19 protein-coding genes are annotated in these 20,171 nt (G+C 62.7%); 13 read left to right on the top strand and 6 right to left on the bottom strand.

What is annotated here, in order from left to right; all coding sequences use genetic code 11:
* The first annotated feature begins 178 nt into the window (after window positions 1-178).
* Entirely contained in the window at window positions 179-1,489 is a 1,311-nt protein-coding gene (locus AC1RTB_RS21060) for a glucoamylase family protein (protein ID WP_492879404.1), read from the top strand.
* Here the strand turns inward: AC1RTB_RS21060 and AC1RTB_RS21055 are convergent.
* The 3 genes from AC1RTB_RS21055 to AC1RTB_RS21045 are packed head-to-tail and all read right to left on the bottom strand — an operon-like array spanning window position 1,486 to window position 4,162.
* Window positions 1,486-2,583 (bottom strand): pyridoxal phosphate-dependent aminotransferase, encoded by a 1,098-nt coding sequence (locus AC1RTB_RS21055; protein ID WP_492879402.1) that lies wholly within the window; start codon window positions 2,581-2,583, stop codon window positions 1,486-1,488. The two genes, AC1RTB_RS21060 and AC1RTB_RS21055, sit on opposite strands and share 4 nt — an antisense overlap.
* Before the next feature lie 32 nt (window positions 2,584-2,615).
* Window positions 2,616-3,206: a TetR/AcrR family transcriptional regulator gene (locus tag AC1RTB_RS21050; protein ID WP_492879400.1), complete on the bottom strand. Its 591-nt coding sequence runs from the start codon at window positions 3,204-3,206 to the stop codon at window positions 2,616-2,618.
* 14 nt (window positions 3,207-3,220) lie between these two features.
* Complete coding sequence (locus AC1RTB_RS21045) at window positions 3,221-4,162, bottom strand: nucleoside hydrolase (RefSeq protein ID WP_492879398.1); 942 nt, start codon at window positions 4,160-4,162, stop codon at window positions 3,221-3,223.
* 134 nt (window positions 4,163-4,296) lie between these two features.
* Between AC1RTB_RS21045 and AC1RTB_RS21040 the strand changes: the two genes are divergently transcribed.
* Window positions 4,297-5,622, top strand: a complete 1,326-nt coding sequence (locus AC1RTB_RS21040) for an NAD(P)/FAD-dependent oxidoreductase (RefSeq protein WP_492879396.1) — start codon at window positions 4,297-4,299, stop codon at window positions 5,620-5,622.
* A 2-nt stretch (window positions 5,623-5,624) separates the two neighbouring features.
* On the opposite strand, the gene AC1RTB_RS21035 is transcribed toward AC1RTB_RS21040, so the two are convergent.
* Complete coding sequence (locus tag AC1RTB_RS21035) at window positions 5,625-6,872, bottom strand: S41 family peptidase (protein WP_492879597.1); 1,248 nt, start codon at window positions 6,870-6,872, stop codon at window positions 5,625-5,627.
* Between the two features lie 293 nt (window positions 6,873-7,165).
* Here AC1RTB_RS21035 and AC1RTB_RS21030 point away from each other — a divergent pair, with 293 nt between their 5' ends.
* The 7 genes from AC1RTB_RS21030 to AC1RTB_RS21000 all read left to right on the top strand — a co-directional run bounded on the left by AC1RTB_RS21030 (window position 7,166) and on the right by AC1RTB_RS21000 (window position 14,681).
* Window positions 7,166-8,356 carry an aminotransferase class V-fold PLP-dependent enzyme gene (locus tag AC1RTB_RS21030; RefSeq protein WP_492879394.1) on the top strand — a complete coding sequence of 397 codons (1,191 nt, stop codon included), beginning with the start codon at window positions 7,166-7,168 and terminating at the stop codon, window positions 8,354-8,356.
* A 22-nt stretch (window positions 8,357-8,378) separates the two neighbouring features.
* Window positions 8,379-9,344 (top strand): HpcH/HpaI aldolase/citrate lyase family protein, encoded by a 966-nt coding sequence (locus AC1RTB_RS21025; protein WP_492879392.1) that lies wholly within the window; start codon window positions 8,379-8,381, stop codon window positions 9,342-9,344.
* 13 nt (window positions 9,345-9,357) lie between these two features.
* On the top strand, window positions 9,358-10,542 hold the full coding sequence (locus tag AC1RTB_RS21020; protein WP_492879390.1) for a malate--CoA ligase subunit beta: 1,185 nt from the start codon (window positions 9,358-9,360) through the stop codon (window positions 10,540-10,542).
* Window positions 10,543-10,553: 11 nt separating this feature from the next.
* A complete protein-coding gene (sucD, locus tag AC1RTB_RS21015; RefSeq protein WP_492879388.1) occupies window positions 10,554-11,453 on the top strand; it encodes a succinate--CoA ligase subunit alpha in 900 nt (299 codons plus the stop codon).
* 60 nt (window positions 11,454-11,513) lie between these two features.
* Window positions 11,514-12,482 carry a 2-hydroxyacid dehydrogenase gene (locus tag AC1RTB_RS21010; protein ID WP_492879386.1) on the top strand — a complete coding sequence of 323 codons (969 nt, stop codon included), beginning with the start codon at window positions 11,514-11,516 and terminating at the stop codon, window positions 12,480-12,482.
* A 32-nt stretch (window positions 12,483-12,514) separates the two neighbouring features.
* A complete protein-coding gene (locus tag AC1RTB_RS21005) occupies window positions 12,515-13,780 on the top strand; it encodes a glycerate kinase type-2 family protein (protein ID WP_492879596.1) in 1,266 nt (421 codons plus the stop codon).
* A gap of 220 nt (window positions 13,781-14,000) precedes the next feature.
* Window positions 14,001-14,681 carry a helix-turn-helix domain-containing protein gene (locus AC1RTB_RS21000; protein WP_492879384.1) on the top strand — a complete coding sequence of 227 codons (681 nt, stop codon included), beginning with the start codon at window positions 14,001-14,003 and terminating at the stop codon, window positions 14,679-14,681.
* A 203-nt stretch (window positions 14,682-14,884) separates the two neighbouring features.
* On the opposite strand, the gene AC1RTB_RS20995 is transcribed toward AC1RTB_RS21000, so the two are convergent.
* Both AC1RTB_RS20995 and AC1RTB_RS20990 read right to left on the bottom strand, forming a co-directional pair.
* Window positions 14,885-15,250: a type II toxin-antitoxin system HicB family antitoxin gene (locus AC1RTB_RS20995; protein WP_492879382.1), complete on the bottom strand. Its 366-nt coding sequence runs from the start codon at window positions 15,248-15,250 to the stop codon at window positions 14,885-14,887.
* A complete protein-coding gene (locus AC1RTB_RS20990) occupies window positions 15,247-15,501 on the bottom strand; it encodes a type II toxin-antitoxin system HicA family toxin (RefSeq protein ID WP_492879380.1) in 255 nt (84 codons plus the stop codon). Before AC1RTB_RS20990 ends, AC1RTB_RS20995 begins: the two co-directional genes overlap by 4 nt.
* Window positions 15,502-15,802: 301 nt before the next feature.
* On the opposite strand from AC1RTB_RS20990, the gene AC1RTB_RS20985 reads away from it, so the two are divergent.
* The 4 genes from AC1RTB_RS20985 to glnT are packed head-to-tail and all read left to right on the top strand — an operon-like array spanning window position 15,803 to window position 20,151.
* Window positions 15,803-16,699, top strand: a complete 897-nt coding sequence (locus tag AC1RTB_RS20985; RefSeq protein WP_492879378.1) for a class II glutamine amidotransferase — start codon at window positions 15,803-15,805, stop codon at window positions 16,697-16,699.
* A 4-nt stretch (window positions 16,700-16,703) separates the two neighbouring features.
* The gene (locus AC1RTB_RS20980; RefSeq protein ID WP_492879376.1) at window positions 16,704-17,441 is read left to right on the top strand and encodes a GltB/FmdC/FwdC-like GXGXG domain-containing protein; all 738 of its coding nucleotides are present in this window, start codon (window positions 16,704-16,706) and stop codon (window positions 17,439-17,441) included.
* Window positions 17,442-17,449: 8 nt separating this feature from the next.
* Window positions 17,450-18,778 (top strand): FMN-binding glutamate synthase family protein, encoded by a 1,329-nt coding sequence (locus tag AC1RTB_RS20975; RefSeq protein ID WP_476799907.1) that lies wholly within the window; start codon window positions 17,450-17,452, stop codon window positions 18,776-18,778.
* Between the two features lie 29 nt (window positions 18,779-18,807).
* On the top strand, window positions 18,808-20,151 hold the full coding sequence (glnT, locus tag AC1RTB_RS20970; protein WP_492879374.1) for a type III glutamate--ammonia ligase: 1,344 nt from the start codon (window positions 18,808-18,810) through the stop codon (window positions 20,149-20,151).
* Window positions 20,152-20,171 lie beyond the last annotated feature (20 nt).

Here is a 20,171-nt window from a genome sequence, read left to right as displayed (position 1 = left end):
TGGTGGCAGCCAGGAAGCCTGAAACCCAGCTCCCCATCAACTGCGGTCAGCTCACCACCGGTGTTTTACCGGATCAGGATCGAAAGCATGACCGGCAGGCATGCTCGTGAGGCAACATCATCCGGCTAGCGTGCAAGAATGAGCGTCTCAATGGCGAAGTTGGCTGCATACTGGCATCATGATTCTTGCCTCGCCTCCGACACTTCCACAAGATCCGTTTGAACTCGCCGATGACGCGCTGCTCGATATCGTGCAGCGGCAGACGATCCGCTATTTCTGGGATGGTGCCCATCCAGTCAGCGGCCTTGCCCGCGACCGCCAGAAGACCACGGGCGATACGCCGAACGATCTCGTGGCGATCGGCGGCTCCGGCTTCGGCATCATGGCCATCATCGTTGCAGTTGAACGAGGCTGGGTTGATCGTGCGGAAGCCCTGTGTCGGCTGCATCGAATGCTGGATTTACTGGAGCGGTCGCCGCGCTACCACGGCATGTTTCCCCACTTCATCCACGGCTCGACAGGCGACACGATCCCGTTCCGGCGCAAGGATGACGGGGCGGATCTTGTCGAAACGACGTTCCTGTTTCAGGGATTGATTTGTGCGCGCGAATATCTGGACGGTGTAACGGCCGAGGAGCAGCGTCTTTGCGATCGGGTGAATGCGCTGCTGGCGCAGGCCGAGTGGGATTGGTTTGCGCGGAAAGGCAAACTCTACTGGCACTGGAGCCCCAGGCATGGCTGGGCCATGAACAGCCCGATCGAAGGCTGGAACGAGTGCCTGCTTGCGTTCGTGCTGGCGGCGGGATCGCAGCATCACGCCATCGATCCGGATTGCTATCACGACGGCTTTGCCACCGGGCCGGGTTTTGAAAACGGGCGTGACCATTACGGAATCACCTTGCCGCTCGGAACCGACTTTGGTGGCCCGCTCTTTTTCGCGCACTATTCCTTCTGCGGGCTCGATCCCAACGGTCTCAACGACCGCTATGCCGATTATTGGGAGCAAAATGTTCGTCACACGCGGATCAACCATCGGCATTGTGAGCTCAATCCCCATAACCACCAAGGCTACGGCGCCGATTGCTGGGGGCTCACGGCCTCTCATGGGCCGACAGGCTATATCGCGCATGCTCCGGATAGGGACGTTGGTGTCATCACGCCAAGTGCTGCCTTGTCCAGCTTTCCTTATGCACCCGATCAGGCCATGTCGGCTTTACGCGGCTTCCTGGGCAAGCCAAGGAAACGCATCTGGGGTCGCTTCGGCTTTGTCGACGCGTTCTGCGAAAACCGCAACTGGTATGCCCGCACCTATCTGGCGATCAACCAGGGTCCGATTGTCGCAATGATTGAAAACCATCGAACCGGGCTTTTGTGGCGGCTGTTCATGGGCGCACCGGAAGTTCGTCTTGGCCTGGCCAGGCTTGGTTTCACCGGGCCAGCAACGAAGCGTCTGAGACGTGAGGCGGCCGGGCCGCTCGCGGTTTCCTAGCCGTTGGCGGCGCGGACCTCAACGCGCAACAGGGCGAGCATTTCATCGAGATCGGCCCGGTCGGCGATCGAGATGCGCAGCCATTCCGGCAGGCCGTAGTCCTCGTTCGAGCGGATGATGAAGCCCTGCTTGGCAAGCCGCGCCACAGTCGTCTGCGCCCAGCCGGCATATGCGCCGGGCAGGCGGACGAAAGCGAAGTTGGCAGCGCTTGGCGAAATCTCGAAGCCGAGCTTGCGCAGTTCGCCTTCGAGATATTCGCGCTCCTCGGCGGTGCGGGCGCGCACGTGCTGGACGAAATCCTGCTCGCCGACAGCAACGGTCGCCGCCACCTGGGCCAGGCCATTGACGTTGCCGATGCCGCGCACATTGTTCAGTGCCGAGACCACCTCGGGATAAGCATAGGCCCAGCCGGCACGCGCGGAGGCGAGGCCGTAGGCCTTGGAGAAGGTTCGCGTGACGATGACGTTGGGGTGGCGATCGGCGATCTCGAAGGTCGCGACCGCCTCGGCCGGGTCGACATATTCGGCGTAAGCCGCGTCGAGCACCAGAATGATATGCGACGGCAACTCGCGCGCCAGCCGCGCCACTTCGTCCATCGGCACGACCGAGCCGGTGGGGTTGTTGGGATTGGCAAGGAAGACGACGCGCGTTGCAGGCGTGACGGCGGCCAAAAGCGCGTCGACATCGACGGAGAAGTCAGGACCGAGCGGTGCCTCGACTGCCTTGGCGCCGAGGCGGTAGGCAACGATGGCGAATTGCAGGAAGGAATAGGCGGGAAACAGGATCTCGTCGCCGGCACGGGCATAGACGCGGCCGACAGCATCGAGCAGCTCTTCCGAGCCGTTGCCGCAGACGATGCGGGCGGGGTCGAGGTCGAACTGCTTGCCGATCGCTGTGCGCATCGTCCCGCAATTCGGATCGGCATAGCGGTAGACGTTTGGCGCTGCCTCGCGGATCGCCTCGACCACGCCAGGGGCTGGTCCGAGCCAGCTTTCGTTGAGCCCGAGATTGACGACGCGTGCCGCTCCCGTGGTGTCGATCTTCTTGACGACGGTCAGCGTCCGGGCGGACAGATAAGGCACAGGCAGGGACATTTCATTTCCTCAGTTCATACGGGCCGGCGCCGTCATTCGGAGCCGATAAGGATCTTGGTGTAGAGCGAGCGGAAGCGCTTGCGGTCGGCCGGCGGTTCCTTGAAATGGGTGGCGTAGTAGCCGATCTGCTGGAAATAGGTGATGCGGGCGCGGATCAGGCTTTCGTCCTGGTCGTAGCCCATCACGGCAAAAGCCCTGACCAGAAGGGCCATGCGAAAATCGTCCTGCACTTGCACCTTGCGGGCGATCAGCGCCGAGCTGCGCGCCCAGTCCCTGATCGCGAGATCGAGCCGGGGGCTGAACGGGTCTTCCCTGATCCACACCCCGGTCACCGCATCGAAGAAGGCGGGGCCGTCGATGACCTCCTGGTCGATGAGCGCTTCGAAGGGCTTGCAATTGCGCTGGCGCCATTCCTCGAGCAGGCTGTCGAGCAGGTCCTTCAGGTTCTTGAAGTGGAAGTAGAAACTCCCACGCGTGACCTTCAGCTGTTTCGACAGGTGGTCGATCTTGACGTTGGCGATGCCCTTCTTTTCCAGCGTTGCGATGGCAGCGGCAATCCACGCCTCGCGCGACAGCGTTTTTCGCACTGCGGGCTTGCGTTCGGGAGCAGGAGTGCTTTTCATCGCCAATCGCCCTCTCAGGGAAGGTTGCCGAAGCGCTCCAGCATCAGCGCGAAGAAGCCATCGGCGTCGATACGGCGCAGCACATTGCAGTTCTTGCGCCGGCCGGTGACGTGCCACCAATCGACGACGGTCATGCCGATGGTCTCCGGCGACATCAGCTCGACGGTGACGTTGCACTGTTTCTGCTCGTAGAGATGCGGCGCGAGCAGATAACCGGTGACGCAGGCGTCGTGGATGGGCCGGGCTTCGGTTGGGAATTTGTGCGAGCCGTACTGGCGGTAGAAATCGGCCATGTTGGCGGCTTCGATGGCCGAACGGGTGCCGAGCGCACGCAGCTTTTGCAACCATTCCGGCGTCATTTGGGCGGTGTAGGTGCAGTCGATGCCGGCCATGGTGACCGGCACGCCGGAATCGAACACGACCGCCGCCGCATGCGGGTCGACCCAGATGTTGAACTCGGCGGCCGGCGTGGCATTGCCGCCCTCGAAGAAACCGCCGCCCATCAGCACCACTTCGCGGATGCGCGGGATGATGCGCGGTTCCATCACCATCGCCATGCCGAGATTGGTCATGGGTCCCAGCGTGCAAACGGTGATCTCGCCTTCAGGCGCCGCCATCAGCGTGTCGACAAGGAAATTGACGGCATGCTTGTCCTGCAACGGCTTTGTCGGCTCGGGCAGGACACAGCCGTCGATGCCGGTCGGGCCATGGACATATTCGGCGGTCTTGAGCGCCTTGACCATCGGACGCGAGCAGCCGGCATAGACCGGCATGTCGGAGCGGCCGGCGAGTTCGGCGATCTGCAATGCGTTGCGCGAGGTCAGCGCCAGCGGCACATTGCCGCCAACGGTGGTCAGCGCCACCACTTCCAGCTCGGGCGAACCGAGCGCAAACAGGATGGCAAAGGCGTCGTCCTGGCCGGGATCGGTATCGATGATGATTCTACGTGGCGACATGGCACTTCCCCCCGGTTCGATCGCCGGGTAATTTCCGACGGCATTGCAAGAATTCGATGCTCATGCATACAGTACTGTATGTTATTTTCAAGACGGGTTGGGGCACCTCCCGTTGGCACATTGGGGAGAAATGAATGGGGCCTCCAGTCGATCCGGTTCCCGCTGGCGACATCCAGCCGAAGCGTGCTGATGTCGTCATCGTCGGTGGCGGCATCATCGGGGTCAGCGCAGCGCTTTTCCTGGCCAGAAAGGGCATCTCGGTCGTTGTCTGCGAGAAGGGCCATGTCGCGGGCGAACAGTCGAGCCGCAACTGGGGCTGGTGCCGGCGCATGGGCCGCGACCCACGCGAACTGCCGCTGATCGTCGAGGCGATGAAGATGTGGGGCGGCATCGAGGAACTGGTCGGCGAGGACGTTGGCTTCCGCCGCACCGGCATTCTCTATCTCTGCCAGGACCAAAGCGACGTCGAACATCACGCCGCATGGGTGAAAAGCGCAGGCGACTACGCGCTCGACAGCAAGATGATCGAGGGCAAGGCGCTGGCCGAACTGATGCCAGGTGCGCAAAAGACGTTTCGGGCAGCACTGCACACGCCAAGCGACGGTCGCGCCGAGCCACAGAAGGCGGCGCCCGCGATCGCCCGTGCCGCCCAGCGCGCCGGCGCCCGCATCCTGTTGCGTTGTGCGGTGCGCGAGATCGAGACCGAAGGTGGCCGGATCTCAGGCGTCGTCACCGAAAATGGCCTTATCCGCGCCAGCACGGTTGTCGTGGCTGGCGGTGCGTGGTCGAGCCGGCTGTGCCGTTCTGTCGGTATCAAGCTGCCGCAGCTTGCCGTGCGCTCGTCGGTGATGCGCTCCGGTCCGGTGCAAGGGGGGCCGGAGGGTGCCGCCTGGACCGAGGGCTTTGCGTACAGAAAACGCCTCGACGGCGGCTACACCATCGCCAACGGCACCATCAGCTATCATCATGTGAACCCCGACAGTTTCCGCTACTTCGCCGACTTCCTGCCGATCCTGTCGCGCGAATGGCGTTCGATCGGCCTGCGCTTCGGCGATTTCCTCGGCGGCCCGTGGGGCGTTTCACCCAAGCTGGAAGGCGAGGGCAGCGTCTACGAGCGGCACCGCACGCTCGATCCTTCACCTGCAGTCGCCCCGCTGGAAGCGGCCCGCGCCAATATGGAGAAGGTTTTTCCCGCACTGAAAGGCGTGCCGACGCTGCAGCGCTGGGCCGGCTTCATCGATGCCACGCCGGATGCGGTGCCGGTGATTTCGCCGGTGAAATCGCTGCCCGGGCTTGTCATCGCCACCGGCTTTTCCGGCCATGGCTTCGGCATCGGCCCGGCGGCAGGCAGGCTGACGGCAGATCTGGTGACCGGAAATGCGCCGCTCGTCGATCCCCAGGCATTCCGCTACGAGCGCTTCATCGACGGTACCAGACACCGTCCGACGACGGGAGTATAGCCTCAGCCGCCGGCAAGGATGCGGCTCATCTCGTCCATTGCGGCCTCGCGCTGCGGGTCCCGGCCCGCGGCGTAAGGCAGGCCGAAGGCCACCGGAATATCCGGCTCGACGCCATGTCCTTCCAGCCGCACATCGTCGCCGATGACGGCGTCGGAGACCGCCACTTCGAGCAGGCTGTCGTCGGGCAAAAGATAGGCTCGTCCGGCCAGCAACGCGCCGGCGGTACGTGCGCCCACGAGCGGAATGCCGTTGGTCTTCAGTGCATAGGCGAAGAGTTCAAGCCCGCTTCGCGCGCCCCCATCGATGATGCCAACGACAGGCCGCTGCCAGCGCACATTGGCAAGCGTTGCCTCGCCGTCGCGCTGGATCAGCCGGAATGTCGGGGTGTCGCCAACGAATAGCTCTGCCGCGTCCGAAGGGCCGCCGCCCCAACGCCCGCGCAGGTCAACGACCATGCCATCGACGTCCTTGAGCCGACCGTCTCCCAGTTCGCGGGCAACGATGTCGAGGCCGTCAGGTGCCGAAAGGGTCCACAGCCTGACATAGCCGATGCGCTTTCCGTTGCGTTCGGTTACGCTGACGCTTGCCTCGATCGCTTTTTCGAACGTTTTGAGCGGACGCAACTGCTCCACAGCGACCTTGACGGTGATGGGTTCAGCTCCGGCGTTGCGGCGTAGCCTGATCTCGACGGCCCGGCCGACCTTGTCGCGGAACGATGCGATCTCGTGATAGGGCGCGCCATCGACCGCAAGAATCTCGTCGCCGACCAGGATGCCCGCCCGCTGGGCAGGCGACCCGTCGTAGATGTCGTTGACGAACAGCGAGCCTTTGGTCGACTGCACGATCATGCCGATGCCGGGGTACGAGACCTGGCCTTCCGAAGGAAACAGCCGCCGCAAATCGTTGCGGATGGCAAAGCGGAAAATGTCGGCAAGTTCGAAATAGGCGATCGTATCCGGCTTGAAGCGGCCGGTGTGGGAAGCCTGAAGGCTGGCAAGGACGGTGTCGATCGCCTTGTCGACCCGTTCATTGGAGCTGGTGGCATTGAGAGGCGCATCGGCGTTGTCGATTTCACGCCTGACCGCTGTTGCAAACCGCCCAAGCGCCGATGTGTCATGGAAATGGTCGAAGACCAGTTCGACAGCGCGGTCGAACACCGGCTGGCCCGAGCGGGGAGGGGCCTCCGCCAGGGCCTGGGCAGGCAGGAGAAAAAGCAAGGCTGCCAATGCGAAGGAGCCGAAAATCCTCATATCCATGGGCCGTTTCGTTCGCCGATCTGGCCATTATCGCCCGAACCGTTGGCGGAACGAGTCCCTCGGTTCACAACATTCCGTGAGTGCCTCCGTCGATCATCGTTGTGCCGGGTAGGCTCCGACCTATCCGATAGGACGCCGGCGCGTCTGAAAGAGTAGGCCCGGTCCAACGCCCAAAGGTCCGCGTTTCTATCCCGGCAGGTGTTGTGAGCCGGCAGTGCAAAACCGATCATCCTCCCGAAAGCCACAGACAGGGCACCACGCCGCAACAGTTTTCGGGAGGACTTTTCATGGCCGGCTTCAATCAGCTCTTCGTTCCAGGACCGACCAACGTTCCGGAGATTGTCCGGCAAGCGATGAACATGCCGATGGAGGACATGCGCGCGCCGGATTACCCTGCCTTCACGCGCGGCCTCTTTACCGACCTGATGAAGGTCTTCCGCAACGAGACCGGCCGGGCCTTCATCTTCCCGTCCTCGGGCACCGGTGCCTGGGAATCGGCGATCACCAACACCTTGAACCCGGGCGACCGCGTGCTGATGTCGCGCTTTGGCCAGTTCTCGCATCTGTGGGTCGACATGGCCGAGCGCTTTGGCCTCGACGTCGATGTCGTCGATGCCGAATGGGGCACCGGCGTTCCGGTCGAGATCTATGCCGAGCGTCTCGCCAAGGACAAGGAACACCGCATCAAGGCTGTGTTCGTCACCCACAATGAAACCGCAACGGGCGTCACCAGCGACGTCGGCGCGGTGCGTGCGGCACTCAATGCTGCCAAGCATCCCGCGCTGCTGTTCGTCGATGGCGTGTCCTCGGTCGGTTCGATCGACTTCCGCCAGGAAGAATGGGGCGTCGACTGCGCTGTGTCAGGTTCGCAGAAGGGCTTCATGCTGCCACCCGGCCTCGGCTTCCTGTCGGTCAGCCAAAAGGCGCTCGATGCCGCCAAGACGGCCAAGTACAACCGCTGCTATTTCGCCTTCGAAGATCAGATCCGCGCCAACGACACCGGCTATTTCCCCTACACGCCGGCGGTGCAACTGCTGCGCGGCCTGCGTGCCGCACTCGACCTGATCCAGGAAGAAGGCCTTGAAAACATCTTCGAGCGCCACAACCGGCTGGCGACGGGCGTGCGCAAGGCGGTCGACGCCTGGGGCCTGCGCGTCTGCGCCAAGGAGGCGAAGTGGAACTCCGATACGGTCAGCGCGATCGTGGTTCCCGAGGGCATCGACAGCGCCGAAGTCGTCCGCCGCGCCTTCCACGGCTACCAGACCTCGCTCGGCGTCGGCCTCAACAAGGTTGCAGGCAAGGTGTTCCGCATCGGCCATCTCGGCTGGGTCAACGAAGTGATGATGTGCGGCGCGATCTCGGCGGCTGAAATGGCGCTGCGCGACGTCGGCGTCAAGGTGCAGCCGGGTTCCGGCGTGGGTGCCGCGCTCGAGCATTACCGCCTGTCGGCCCAGCCGGCCGTCGCCAAAGCAGCCTGAAGCAGAACAGGGAGGAAAACAGATGAGCCATACACTCCACCACCTGCGCAAGCTTCGCCTGCAGCGTAGCGAACTCGCCGTGCCGGGTTCCAACCCGGAGATGATCCGCAAGGCCGCCGATGGCGATGCCGACTACATCTTCCTCGACATCGAAGATGCGGTGGCGCCGCCGGACAAGGAACGCGCCCGCAAGAACATCATCCAGGCGCTCAACGAGATCGACTGGCGCGCCAAGGGCAAGACCATCTCGGTCCGCATCAACGGCCTCGACACCCATTACATGTACCGCGACGTGGTCGATGTGATGGAACAGGCCGGCGACAAGCTCGACACGATCCTGGTGCCCAAGGTCGGCGTTCCCGCCGATCTCTATATGGTCGATGCCATGGTCACTCAGATCGAGACGGCCAAGGGTTTCAAGACCCGCGTCGGCCTCGAGGCGCTGATCGAAACAGCACTCGGCATGGCCAATGTCGAAGCCATTGCCGCTTATGGCGGGCGGCTCGAGGCGATGCATTTCGGTGTCGCCGACTATGCCGCGAGCTGCAAGGCACGCACCGTCAGCATCGGCGGCCTCAACCCCGATTATCCCGGCGACCAGTGGCACGCAGCCCTGTCGCGCATGACTGTCGCCTGCCGCGCCTACGGCCTGCGCCCCATCGACGGGCCGTTCGGCGATTTCTCCGATCCTGAAGGTTACATTGCCGGCGCAAAACGTGCGGCGGCGCTGGGTATCGAGGGCAAGTGGGCGATCCACCCCTCGCAGATAGAACTGGCGAATGCTGTGTTTTCGCCGCCGGAAAAGGAAGTCACCCGCGCTCGCCGCATCATCGAAGTGCTGAAGGAAGCCGAGGAGCAGGGCAAGGGTGCCGCTGCCCTCGACGGCAAGATGATCGACGCCGCATCCGAGCGCATGGCCCGCAACGTGCTGGTCATGCATGACGCAATCGAGCAGTCGGCGCGCTCGCGCACCGGCCTGCCGAACTGAGGAGGAGTTCGACATGGATATTCATGAATATCAGGCCAAAGAGCTGCTCGCACGCTACTCGGTACAGATCCCGCGCGGCGGCTTGGCCTACAGCCCCGAACAGGCGACCTATCGCGCCAGCGAAATCGGCGGTGGCAAATGGGTGGTCAAGGCGCAGATCCATTCCGGCGCGCGCGGCAAGGCCGGCGGCATCCGCATCTGCACCACCGACAACGAGGTCTCCGACGCCGCCGAAGCCATGCTCGGCCGCAAGCTGGTGACGCACCAGACCGGTCCCAAGGGCAAGCTGGTGTCGCGCCTTTATGTCGAAGAAACCGTCGACATCCGCCAGGAGCTCTATCTCGGCATCGTGCTCGACCGTAAGTCGGAGCGCGTCATGATCGTGGCGTCGGCGTCCGGCGGCATGGAGATCGAGGATATCGCTGAAAAGCAGCCCGACTCGATCATCCGCGCCATCGTCGATCCCGGTGCCGGCATGCAGCAGTTCCAGGCCCGCGAGATCGCCTTCGGCCTCGGGCTCGAAAACAGCCTGATCGGCAAGGCCGTCGACACGCTGCTCGGCTGCTACCGCGTCTTCCGCGATTTCGATGCCTCGATGCTGGAGATCAACCCTCTTGTCATCACCAAGGACGGCAATCTGATCGCGCTCGACGCCAAGATGTCGTTCGACGAAAACGCTTTGTTCCGCCGCGCCGAGATTTCCGAGCTGCGCGACAAGTCGCAGGAAGACCCGCGCGAAACCTTCGCCAGCGACCGTGGCCTGTCTTATGTCGGCCTCGACGGCAATATCGGCTGCATCATCAACGGTGCCGGCCTCGCCATGGCGACGATGGACATGATCAAGATCGCCGGCGGCGAACCTGCGAACTTCCTCGACATCGGCGGCGGTGCCTCGCCCGAGCGTGTCGCCAAGGCTTTTCGCGCCGTTTTGGCCGACAAGAACATCGAGACCATCCTGGTCAACATCTTCGCTGGCATCAACCGCTGCGACTGGGTGGCAGAGGGTGTCATCAAGGCGATCCGCGAGGTTGGCGTCAACGTGCCGCTGGTAGTGCGGCTTGCCGGAACCAACGTCGAAGAAGGCCGGCGCATTCTCGCCGAGTCTGGCGAAAAGATAATCGTTGCGGACACGCTTGCGGAGGCGGCCGAGAAATCGGTCGAAGCGATGCGCGCCTATTCGAAATCAAAAAAGAACTAAGGGAGGTCGAAATGGCAGTTCTCTTGAATCGCCGGACGCGCGTTATCGTCCAGGGTCTGACCGGCAAGATCGGCAGCTTCCACGCCGACGACATGAAGCGCTACGGTACCAACGTTGTCGGCGGCGTCACCCCTGGCAAGGGCGGGCTCGTCCACCAGGGCATCCCGGTGTTCAACACCGTCAAGGGCGCGGTGCGCGAGACCGGTGCCGAAGCCTCCATCGTCTTCGTGCCGCCGCCCTTTGCGGCGGACTCGATCATGGAAGCGGCTGAGGCCGGCCTGAAGCTCTGCGTCTGCATCACCGACGGCATCCCCTCGCAGGACATGATGCGGGTCAAGCGCTACATGCGCCGCTTCCGCTATGAAGACCGCATGCGCCTCGTTGGCCCGAACTGCGCTGGCGTCATCACGCCGGGACAGGCGTTGATGGGCATCATGCCCGGCAATATCTACCTGCCGGGCCGCGTCGGCATCGTTGGCCGCTCGGGCACGCTTGGCTATGAGGCGGCATCGCAGATGAAGGCGCTCGGCATCGGCATTTCGACCAGCGTCGGCATCGGCGGCGACCCGATCAACGGCTCGTCCTTCAAGGACATCCTCAAATTGTTCGAGGACGATCCCGATACGGATGCCGTGGTGATGATCGGCGAGATCGGCGGCCCGCAGGAAGCCGAAGCCGCAGAGTGGGCCAGGCACAATATGCGCAAGCCGCTGATCGCCTATATCGCCGGTCTTTCGGCGCCGAAGGGCAAGCGCATGGGCCATGCTGGTGCCATCATCTCGGCATTCGGCGAGTCCGCCCAGGAAAAGGTCGAGATCCTGCGCGAGGCAGGCGTGACCATTGTGCAGACGCCGGCGGCCTTCGGCCCCACCGTTGCGGGTGTGCTGGAACAGCAAAAGAAGGCCGCCTGACCTGGCCTTCGAGGAGCCGGCGCCGACCGGCTCCTCTCATACCTTGAACAGGGAATTGAAATGAAACCTCGCGTTATCGTCACGCGCCGCTGGCCGGCGGCAGTCGAACAGGTTCTTGCCGAACGTTTCGACACAACCTTCAATCAGGGCGACGCGCCGCTGGGCCCGACTGAGCTCAAGGCGGCGTTCCTGAACTTTGACGCGATCCTGCCGACGGTCAGCGACAAGCTGCCGGCATCTGTGTTCCCTGACACCGATATCCGTACCAAAATCCTTGCCAATTTCGGCGTCGGCTTCAGCCATATCGACACGGACGCCGCGCTTGCCCGGGGCATCGTGGTCACCAACACCCCAGGCGTTTTGACCGATTGCACCGCCGATATCGGCATGAGCCTGTTGCTCTCGGTTGCCCGGCGGGCGGGCGAAGGCGAGCGCCAGGTCCGCGCCGGCCAATGGACCGGCTGGTGCCCGACCCACATGATCGGCACCAAGGTCACCGGCAAGACTCTCGGCATCATCGGCATGGGCCGCATCGGCAAGGCCATGGCCAAGCGCGCGCATTTCGGCTTCGACATGGATGTCGTGTTCTACAACCGCTCGAAGATCGACGACGCGGAAACCCGCGCCATGGGCGCGCGTCAGCTTTCGACCATCGAGGACGTGCTGGCACAATCGGATTTCGTCTCGCTGCATTGCCCCGGCGGCGCCGAGAACCGTCACCTGATCAATGCCGAACGTCTGGCCGCGATGAAACGCGGTGCGTTTTTGATCAACACTGCGCGTGGCGACGTGGTCGACCAGAAGGCACTGGTCGCAGCACTCGACAGCGGCAAGATCGCCGGTGCCGGCCTCGACGTCTATGACGGCGAGCCTGATGTGCCAGGTGCATTGATGCGCATGGAAAATGTCGTCCTGTTGCCGCATCTGGGCAGCGCGACTGAGGAAACCCGCGTCGCCATGGGCATGAAGGCGGTCGACAATCTGACCGCTTTCTTCGAAGGCCGCGCCTTACCCGACAAGGTGGTGTGATGGTCCCCGACCGCTTGGCTCCTGCCGTGACCATGCTCCGTGAACAGGCAATCACCTTGTTCCGCGAAGGCGTCGCGGCGTCGGACCCCGAGCGGGCGGTCATTGCGGCGCTCGAAAGCCGTGCCCGCGAAATTGCGGCGGCAAAGCGCGTCATTCTCATCGCCTTCGGCAAGGCCGCATGCCCGATGGCGCGCGCGGCTTTGCCCTTTGTCGCCGACAAGCTGCATATCGCCTGCGCGGTCACCAACAGTGAAAACATGATCGGCATCGACGGCGTCGATGTCATATCAGGCGGCCACCCGTTGCCCGACGAGGGCAGCATCGCCGGCGCGTATGCCATCGAGCGCGCCGCACGTTCCGCCGCGCCGGGCGATCTGGTTCTGGTGCTTGTCAGTGGCGGCGGTTCGGCGCTGATCTGCGCGCCGGTGCCCGGTGTTTCGCTCGCCGACAAGATCGCGCTCAACAGTGCGCTCATCCGCTGCGGCGCGGAGATCAACGAGATCAATGCCGTGCGCCAGCAGTTCTCACGACTGAAGGGCGGGCGGCTGGCCAAGCTCGCCTCGGGCGCGAAGATGCTGTCGCTGATCCTGTCTGATGTGCCGGGCAACGATGTCGGCATCGTCGCCAGCGGGCCAACCGCCCGGCCTTCGGCCAGCGTTGCCGACGCGCTCGGCATCGTCTCGCGCTACGGCCTGTACGACAGGCTGCCCGCCACCCTTCGCCGCCATATCGACAATCTCTCGATGAGCGGACCTGACACGAGCTTCGACCATGTCGAAAATGTCATCATCGGCTCCAACAGCATCAGTCTGAAGCAGGTGATGGACAGTGCCGGGGTCGCCTATCCGCTCGTCGTCAAGGCCGATGACTGGCTGAGCGGCGATGTCGCCAATGTCGCCGAGACCTTGCACCGCATGGCGATCTTTGCTTCGAGCCAGCGCGGCCCGGTCGCTATAGTCGCTGGCGGGGAGCCAACCGTTCGCGTCGCCGGAAACGGCATCGGCGGCCGCAACCAGGAACTGGCGTTGCGCTTCGCGTTGCTCAACGAGTGGGCCGCGATCAAGCGTCCGTGGGTGTTCCTGAGCGGCGGCACAGATGGACGCGACGGCCCCACCGATGCTGCCGGCGGTATCGTTGACCCAGGCTCCACGGCCTGGATGCGCAAGCTGGGATGCAACCCGGTGGCGCTGCTTCAGAACAACGATTCCTACCATGCGCTGGCATCGTCGGGCGATCTGCTGATGACCGGTGCCACCGGCACCAATGTCGCCGACCTGCAAATACTGCTGATGCAGTAGCGGAACTTGTCCGCCTGTAGTCGGGCGAAGTTGAATTCCCGGCTAACTACTGTCCTGCCAGCATCCTTCGCTTTGCACCTTTGTTCACGGCTGTTGTTTCTTTTGCTGAAAATGTTTACTCTCGGTGAAATAGATTCAACGAGCAGAGGCAGGCGGCAACGATATGGCGAGAGCGAAGGCAGCGGAAAAGCAGGCGCCGTCGAAAAAGAACGGCAAAGCTATGCACGCAGCCATTGCGGCCGGAGCGGGCAAGTCCGCCCTGTCGGGCGTTTCGCCGCTGTCCCAGGATCCCCATGCCGTTCGCGACACCCGCGAAAAGGTGCTTGAAGTGGCGATCGGCCACGAGGTCCGTGCCTTCCGCAAGAAGCTCGGCATCACCGTTGCCGACCTTGCTTCGGCCACCGACATTTCGCTCGGCATGCTGTCGAAGATCGAAAATGGCATCACCTCGCCATCGCTGACGACGCTGCAGTCCCTGTCGCGTGCGCTCGGCGTGCCGGTCACCGCGTTTTTCCGGCGCTTTGAAGAAGAGCGCAATGCTGTCTTCGTCAAAGCGGGCGAGGGCGTTGATGTCGAACGCCGGGGCACGCGCGCCGGCCACCAATACACGCTTCTTGGTCATATCGGCTCGGACACATCTGGCGTGACGGTCGAGCCCTATCTGATCACGCTATCGGAGGACTCCGACGTCTTCCCGACCTTCCAGCATGACGGCATGGAGTTCCTCTACATGCTGGAGGGCGAAGTGGTTTACCGCCACAGCAACAATCTCTACCGCATGACCCCTGGCGACAGCCTCTTCTTCGACGCCGATGCGCCCCATGGCCCGGAAGAACTGACCCGACTGCCGATCAAATATCTGTCGATCATCTCTTATCCGCGCGGTCGCGGCGGCGACTGAGGGCGGCGAGGCAAGATTGAGGTTTTTGCTCGCTTGCCCGGCCTGTCCCCCGCGCCGAATTCCAGGTGCGGGGATAGAGCGTTCGCGGCTTGTTTCGCCAGCGTGGCCTTGGTGGCCATCCTTCGGCAGATCGATACTGCCTATCTCGCCGCTGTGGCTGTCGTTCAAGCTGAGGCCGCCGAGCGTGCAAGGCGGCCAGCGGATCAGGCGCCGAGCCTAGCCTCTGCGAAGCTCTCCTCTTCGGCTGCAGCCTTGGCAAGAGCCTCTTCACCCCATTGATTGAGGCTCTTTCCAGCGAGTTCGGCAGCAATTGCCGCCTTTGAATGCACCTCTGGGTCAACACGAAGCATCAGGTTGCCCGAATAGGGCTTCTGAGGGTCTTTGCCGGCTTTGGCGCATGCGTCGATGTAATCGTCCACCGCCTCGTGAAAAGCAGCCTTTAGATCAGCGACAGTGTCGGCATGAAAACCGATCACATCCCGAATGCCGGCAATGCGGCCGGTGAAGATTTCATCGTCGGCATCAAACTCGATCCGAGCAGCGTAACCATTGTAAACCATAGCCTTCATGGCTTCACTCCTATCTGCTGAAGGAACTCGCGAGCGTCCTTGACCTGATACCGCTTGGCCTCTTTGGCCGGGTGAGGACGATGGAAGCTGGCGATGTGGCCTTTGTAGCTGAAACGGACGCGAGAACCGTTGCCTTCAATGGCCTCGCATCCAACGGCAATCAGAAGGGCCTCAATGTCAGCCCATTCGACAGTGCCCGAAACCGGGTTCTTGAATATGGCTTCGAGGGTCCTTTTCTGCTTGCTGTTCATGCATGCAATCTAGGAGCTTGCGTTGAGTTTTGCAATCAAAAAGTGATTGCAAACGGCGGGCGATCGGGCCTGCCGCGCGCCGTGTCATCTCCCGAGATTCCTGCAATCCACATCGCTGCTCGCGGCAAGGTTGAGGCCCGGCCGCGGAGTGCCGCGCCTTGGTGGGTCAGCGTTGGCTGCAATACCCTTTGTGAGTCGCCCTCTTGTTTTTCTACAGGAATAAAAAATTCATCACAGTTGAATTGGGGTCGGGAACCTGCTAGCTTTTGTCACAGGCAGCCAATCAGGTGAGGAAACTGGGATGTGCGGAATTGTAGGACTCTTTCTCAAGGACAAGTCGCTGGAGCCCCAGTTGGGCGCGCTGCTGTCCGAGATGCTTGTAACCATGACTGATCGTGGCCCCGACAGTGCTGGCATTGCCATCTATGGCGGCGGCGCCAAGGGCCACGGCAAGATTACCATCCAGACGGCAACGCCCGACGCCGATTTCAAGGGTCTCGATGTCGAGCTCGGCAAGAAGATCGGCGCCAAGGTTTCGGCGACGGTGAAGTCCACCCACGCGGTGCTGGACGTGCCGGCCGACAAGATCGAGGAAGCGCGCGCGGCAATCGCCGAACTGCGCCCCAACGTCCGCATCATGGGCGCTGGCGAAGCCATCGAAATCTACAAGGAAGTCGGTCTGCCGATCGAAGTGCTCAAGCGTTTCGACATTGCCTCGATGGGCGGCAGCCATGGCATCGGTCATACCCGCATGGCCACCGAATCCGCCGTCACCACGCTCGGCGCGCACCCGTTTTCGACCGGTCCCGACCAGTGCCTGGTGCACAATGGCTCGTTGTCGAACCACAATAATCTGCGCCGCGAGCTGATCCGCGACGGCATGCGTTTCGAGACCGAAAACGACACCGAAGTGGCCGCTGCCTACCTGTCGTCCAAGATCGCGCATGGCCAGAATCTCGGCGAGGCGCTGGAAAGCAGCCTCAACGACCTCGACGGCTTCTTCACCTTCGTGGTCGGCACCAAGGATGGCTTCGGCGTCGTGCGCGATCCGATCTCCTGCAAGCCCGCCGTCATGGCCGAGACCGACCAGTATGTCGCCTTCGGTTCCGAATATCGCGCGCTCGCCAATCTGCCCGGCATCGAAGATGCCAAGATCTGGGAGCCCGAGCCGTCCACCGTCTATTTCTGGGAGCACTGAGATTATGCATTCAACAAATCTTGCGACCTCGCCTCTGCACCAGGCCAACTATGCGCCGAAGACCTTCGATCTTTCGAAGATCACTTTGCGCGAGTTCAACCAGGCCCTCCACGAGGTGAAGGATGCCGCGGGTGAATCGAACTGGGAGGTTCTCAACCCCAAGGGCAGCCATGCCGTCGCAGTCGGCGCCGAGCACGCGATCTCGATCGATGTGCAGGGCTCCGTCGGCTACTATTGCGGCGGCATGAACCAGAACAGCACGATCACCGTGCATGGTTCGGCCGGCCCCGGCGTCGGTGAAAACATGATGTCGGGCACGATCATCGTGAAGGGCGACGCCAGCCAGTATGCGGGCGCCACCGGTCGCGGCGGCCTGCTGGTCATCGAAGGCAACGCCTCGTCGCGCTGCGGCATCTCGATGAAGGGCATCAACATCGTCGTGCGCGGCAATATCGGCCACATGTCGGCCTTCATGGCTCAGTCCGGCAATCTCGTTGTCCTCGGCGATGCCGGCGATGCGCTCGGCGACTCGATCTACGAGGCCCGCCTGTTCGTGCGCGGCTCGGTCAAGAGCCTGGGCGCTGACTGCATCAAGAAGGAAATGCGCCCCGAGCACATCGCCATCCTGAAGGACCTGCTTGATCGCGCCGGCATTGCCGACGTCAAGCCGGAAGAGTTCTCGCGCTACGGTTCCGCGCGTACGCTCTACAACTTCAACATCGACAACGCCGACGCTTACTGAGGAACAAAATGAGCTATCACAATCCTCCGACGACGCCACGCAAGTCGGCCACGTTCGATGAATATGCGATGTCCGAAATCCGTCGCGCCGCAGCGACCGGTATTTATGACATTCGCGGCTCCGGCGCGAAGCGCAAGGTCCCGCATTTCGACGACCTGCTGTTCCTCGGCGCTTCGATTTCGCGCTATCCGCTCGAAGGCTACCGTGAAAAGTGCGACACTTCGGTGGTGCTCGGCTCGCGTTACGCCAAGAAGCCGATCGAATTGAAGATTCCGATCACCGTTGCCGGCATGAGCTTCGGCTCGCTGTCGGGCCCGGCCAAGGAAGCACTCGGCCGCGGCGCTACGATTGCTGGAACCTCGACGACCACCGGCGACGGCGGCATGACCGAGGAAGAGCGCGGCCATTCCAAGCAACTGGTTTACCAGTACCTGCCCTCGCGCTACGGCATGAACCCGCGCGATCTGCGTCGTGCTGACGCCATCGAAATCGTTGTCGGCCAAGGCGCCAAGCCGGGCGGCGGCGGCATGCTCTTAGGTCAGAAGATTTCCGATCGCGTCGCCGAAATGCGCACCCTGCCCAAAGGCATCGACCAGCGCTCGGCCTGCCGTCACCCCGACTGGACCGGTCCGGACGATCTCGAGATCAAGATCCTCGAAATCCGCGAGATCACCGATTGGGAAAAGCCCATCTACGTCAAGATTGGTGGCGCGCGCCCCTATTATGACACGGCACTTGCAGTGAAGGCCGGCGCCGACGTCGTCGTGCTCGACGGCATGCAGGGCGGAACGGCTGCAACCCAGGAAGTGTTCATCGAGCATGTCGGCCAGCCGATCCTGGCTTGTATCCGTCCTGCCGTTCAGGCGCTCCAGGACCTTGGCATGCACCGCAAGGTTCAGCTGATCGTCTCCGGTGGCATACGCAATGGTGCCGATGTGGCCAAAGCGCTGGCGCTCGGCGCTGATGCAGTATCTATCGGAACCGCGGCACTTATCGCGCTCGGCGACAACGACCCGCGTTGGGAGGACGAATACCAGAAGCTCGGCACCACTGCCGGTGCTTACGACGATTGGCACGAGGGCAAGGACCCTGCCGGCATCACCACGCAGGATCCCGAGCTGATGAAGCGCGTCGATCCGATCGCGGCTGGCCGCCGTCTGGCGAATTATCTGAAGGTCATGACGCTTGAGGCACAGACAATCGCCCGTGCCTGCGGCAAAAATCACCTGCACAATCTCGAGCCTGAGGATCTCTGCGCTCTTTCGATCGAAGCTGCCGCCATGGCTGGCGTGCCGCTAGCGGGAACGAGCTGGGTACCTGGTAAGGGTCCCTTTTAAAACCACAAGGATTGGGAGGAGCAATTCACATGGGTACGGCCTTTGAAGCCAAAATCGATCAGTCGGAGGTGACTGATCTCAAAGAGTTCGCAAGGGCTCGCAACATCCGATACTTCATGGTCTCGTATACGGACCTCTTTGGAGGTCAGCGCGCCAAGTTGGTGCCGGCGCAGGCCATTTCGGACATGCAAAAGGACGGAGCCGGCTTTGCCGGCTTCGCGACCTGGCTGGATCTGACCCCGGCACATCCAGACATGCTGGCTGTGCCGGATCCGCTTTCAGTGATCCAGCTGCCGTGGCGCCCGGAAGTCGCCTGGCTCGCGTCCGACTGCCTGATGGAGGGCAAGGGTGTCGCCCAGGCCCCGCGCAACACGCTGAAGCGCCTGGTCGCGGAAGCCGCCAAGGAAGGCATGCGGGTCAAGACCGGCGTCGAGCCGGAATTCTTCCTCACCACGCCGGATGGCAGCCAGATTGCCGACGAGTACGATACGGCGGCAAAGTCCTGCTACGACCAGCAGGCTGTGATGCGCCGCTTCGACGTCATCGCCGAAATCTGCGATGCCATGCTCGACCTCGGCTGGAAGCCCTACCAGAACGACCATGAGGACGCGAACGGCCAGTTCGAGATGAACTGGGAGTATGACGACGTTCTCCAGACCGCCGACAAGCACTCCTTCTTCAAGTTCATGGTCCGCTCGATTGCCGAAAAGCACGGCCTGCGCGCAACCTTCATGCCGAAGCCCTTCCAGGGCCTGACGGGCAGCGGCTGCCATGCCCATATCTCGGTGTGGGATCTCGCCGGCAAGTCGAACGCCTTTGCCGACAAGAACATGGAACTCGGTCTTTCGGAGAAGGGCTGCCACTTCCTCGGCGGCATCATGAAGCACGCCTCGGCACTCGCCGCGATCTGCAACCCGACAGTCAACTCCTACAAGCGCATCAACGCACCGCGTACCCTTTCGGGTGCGACCTGGGCGCCGAACACGGTGACCTGGACCGGCAACAACCGCACCCACATGGTGCGCGTGCCCGGCCCCGGCCGCTTCGAACTGCGCCTGCCCGACGGTGCTGCCAACCCCTACCTGATGCAGGCGATCATCATCGCTGCCGGCCTCAGCGGCATTCGCTCCAAGGCTGATCCCGGCCCGCGCAGCGATGTCGACATGTATCGCGAAGGCCACACCGTCACCCATGGCGCCAAGCTGCCGCTCAACCTGCTTGATGCGCTGCGTGCCTATGACGAAGACAGCGAGCTGAAGGCTGCGATGGGCGAAGAGTTCTCCGCCGCCTACATCAAGCTCAAGCACCAGGAGTGGAACTCCTACGCTTCCCACTTCACGCAGTGGGAACGCGACCACACGCTGGACGTCTGAGGCACCCAAACAGGCATAGC

The sequence above is a fragment of the Aminobacter sp. GW821-FHT11F06 genome (genome assembly GCF_058808215.1).
The sequence above is the reverse complement of the archived record's forward strand: the minus strand, read 5'-3'. Positions and strand labels throughout refer to the sequence as shown.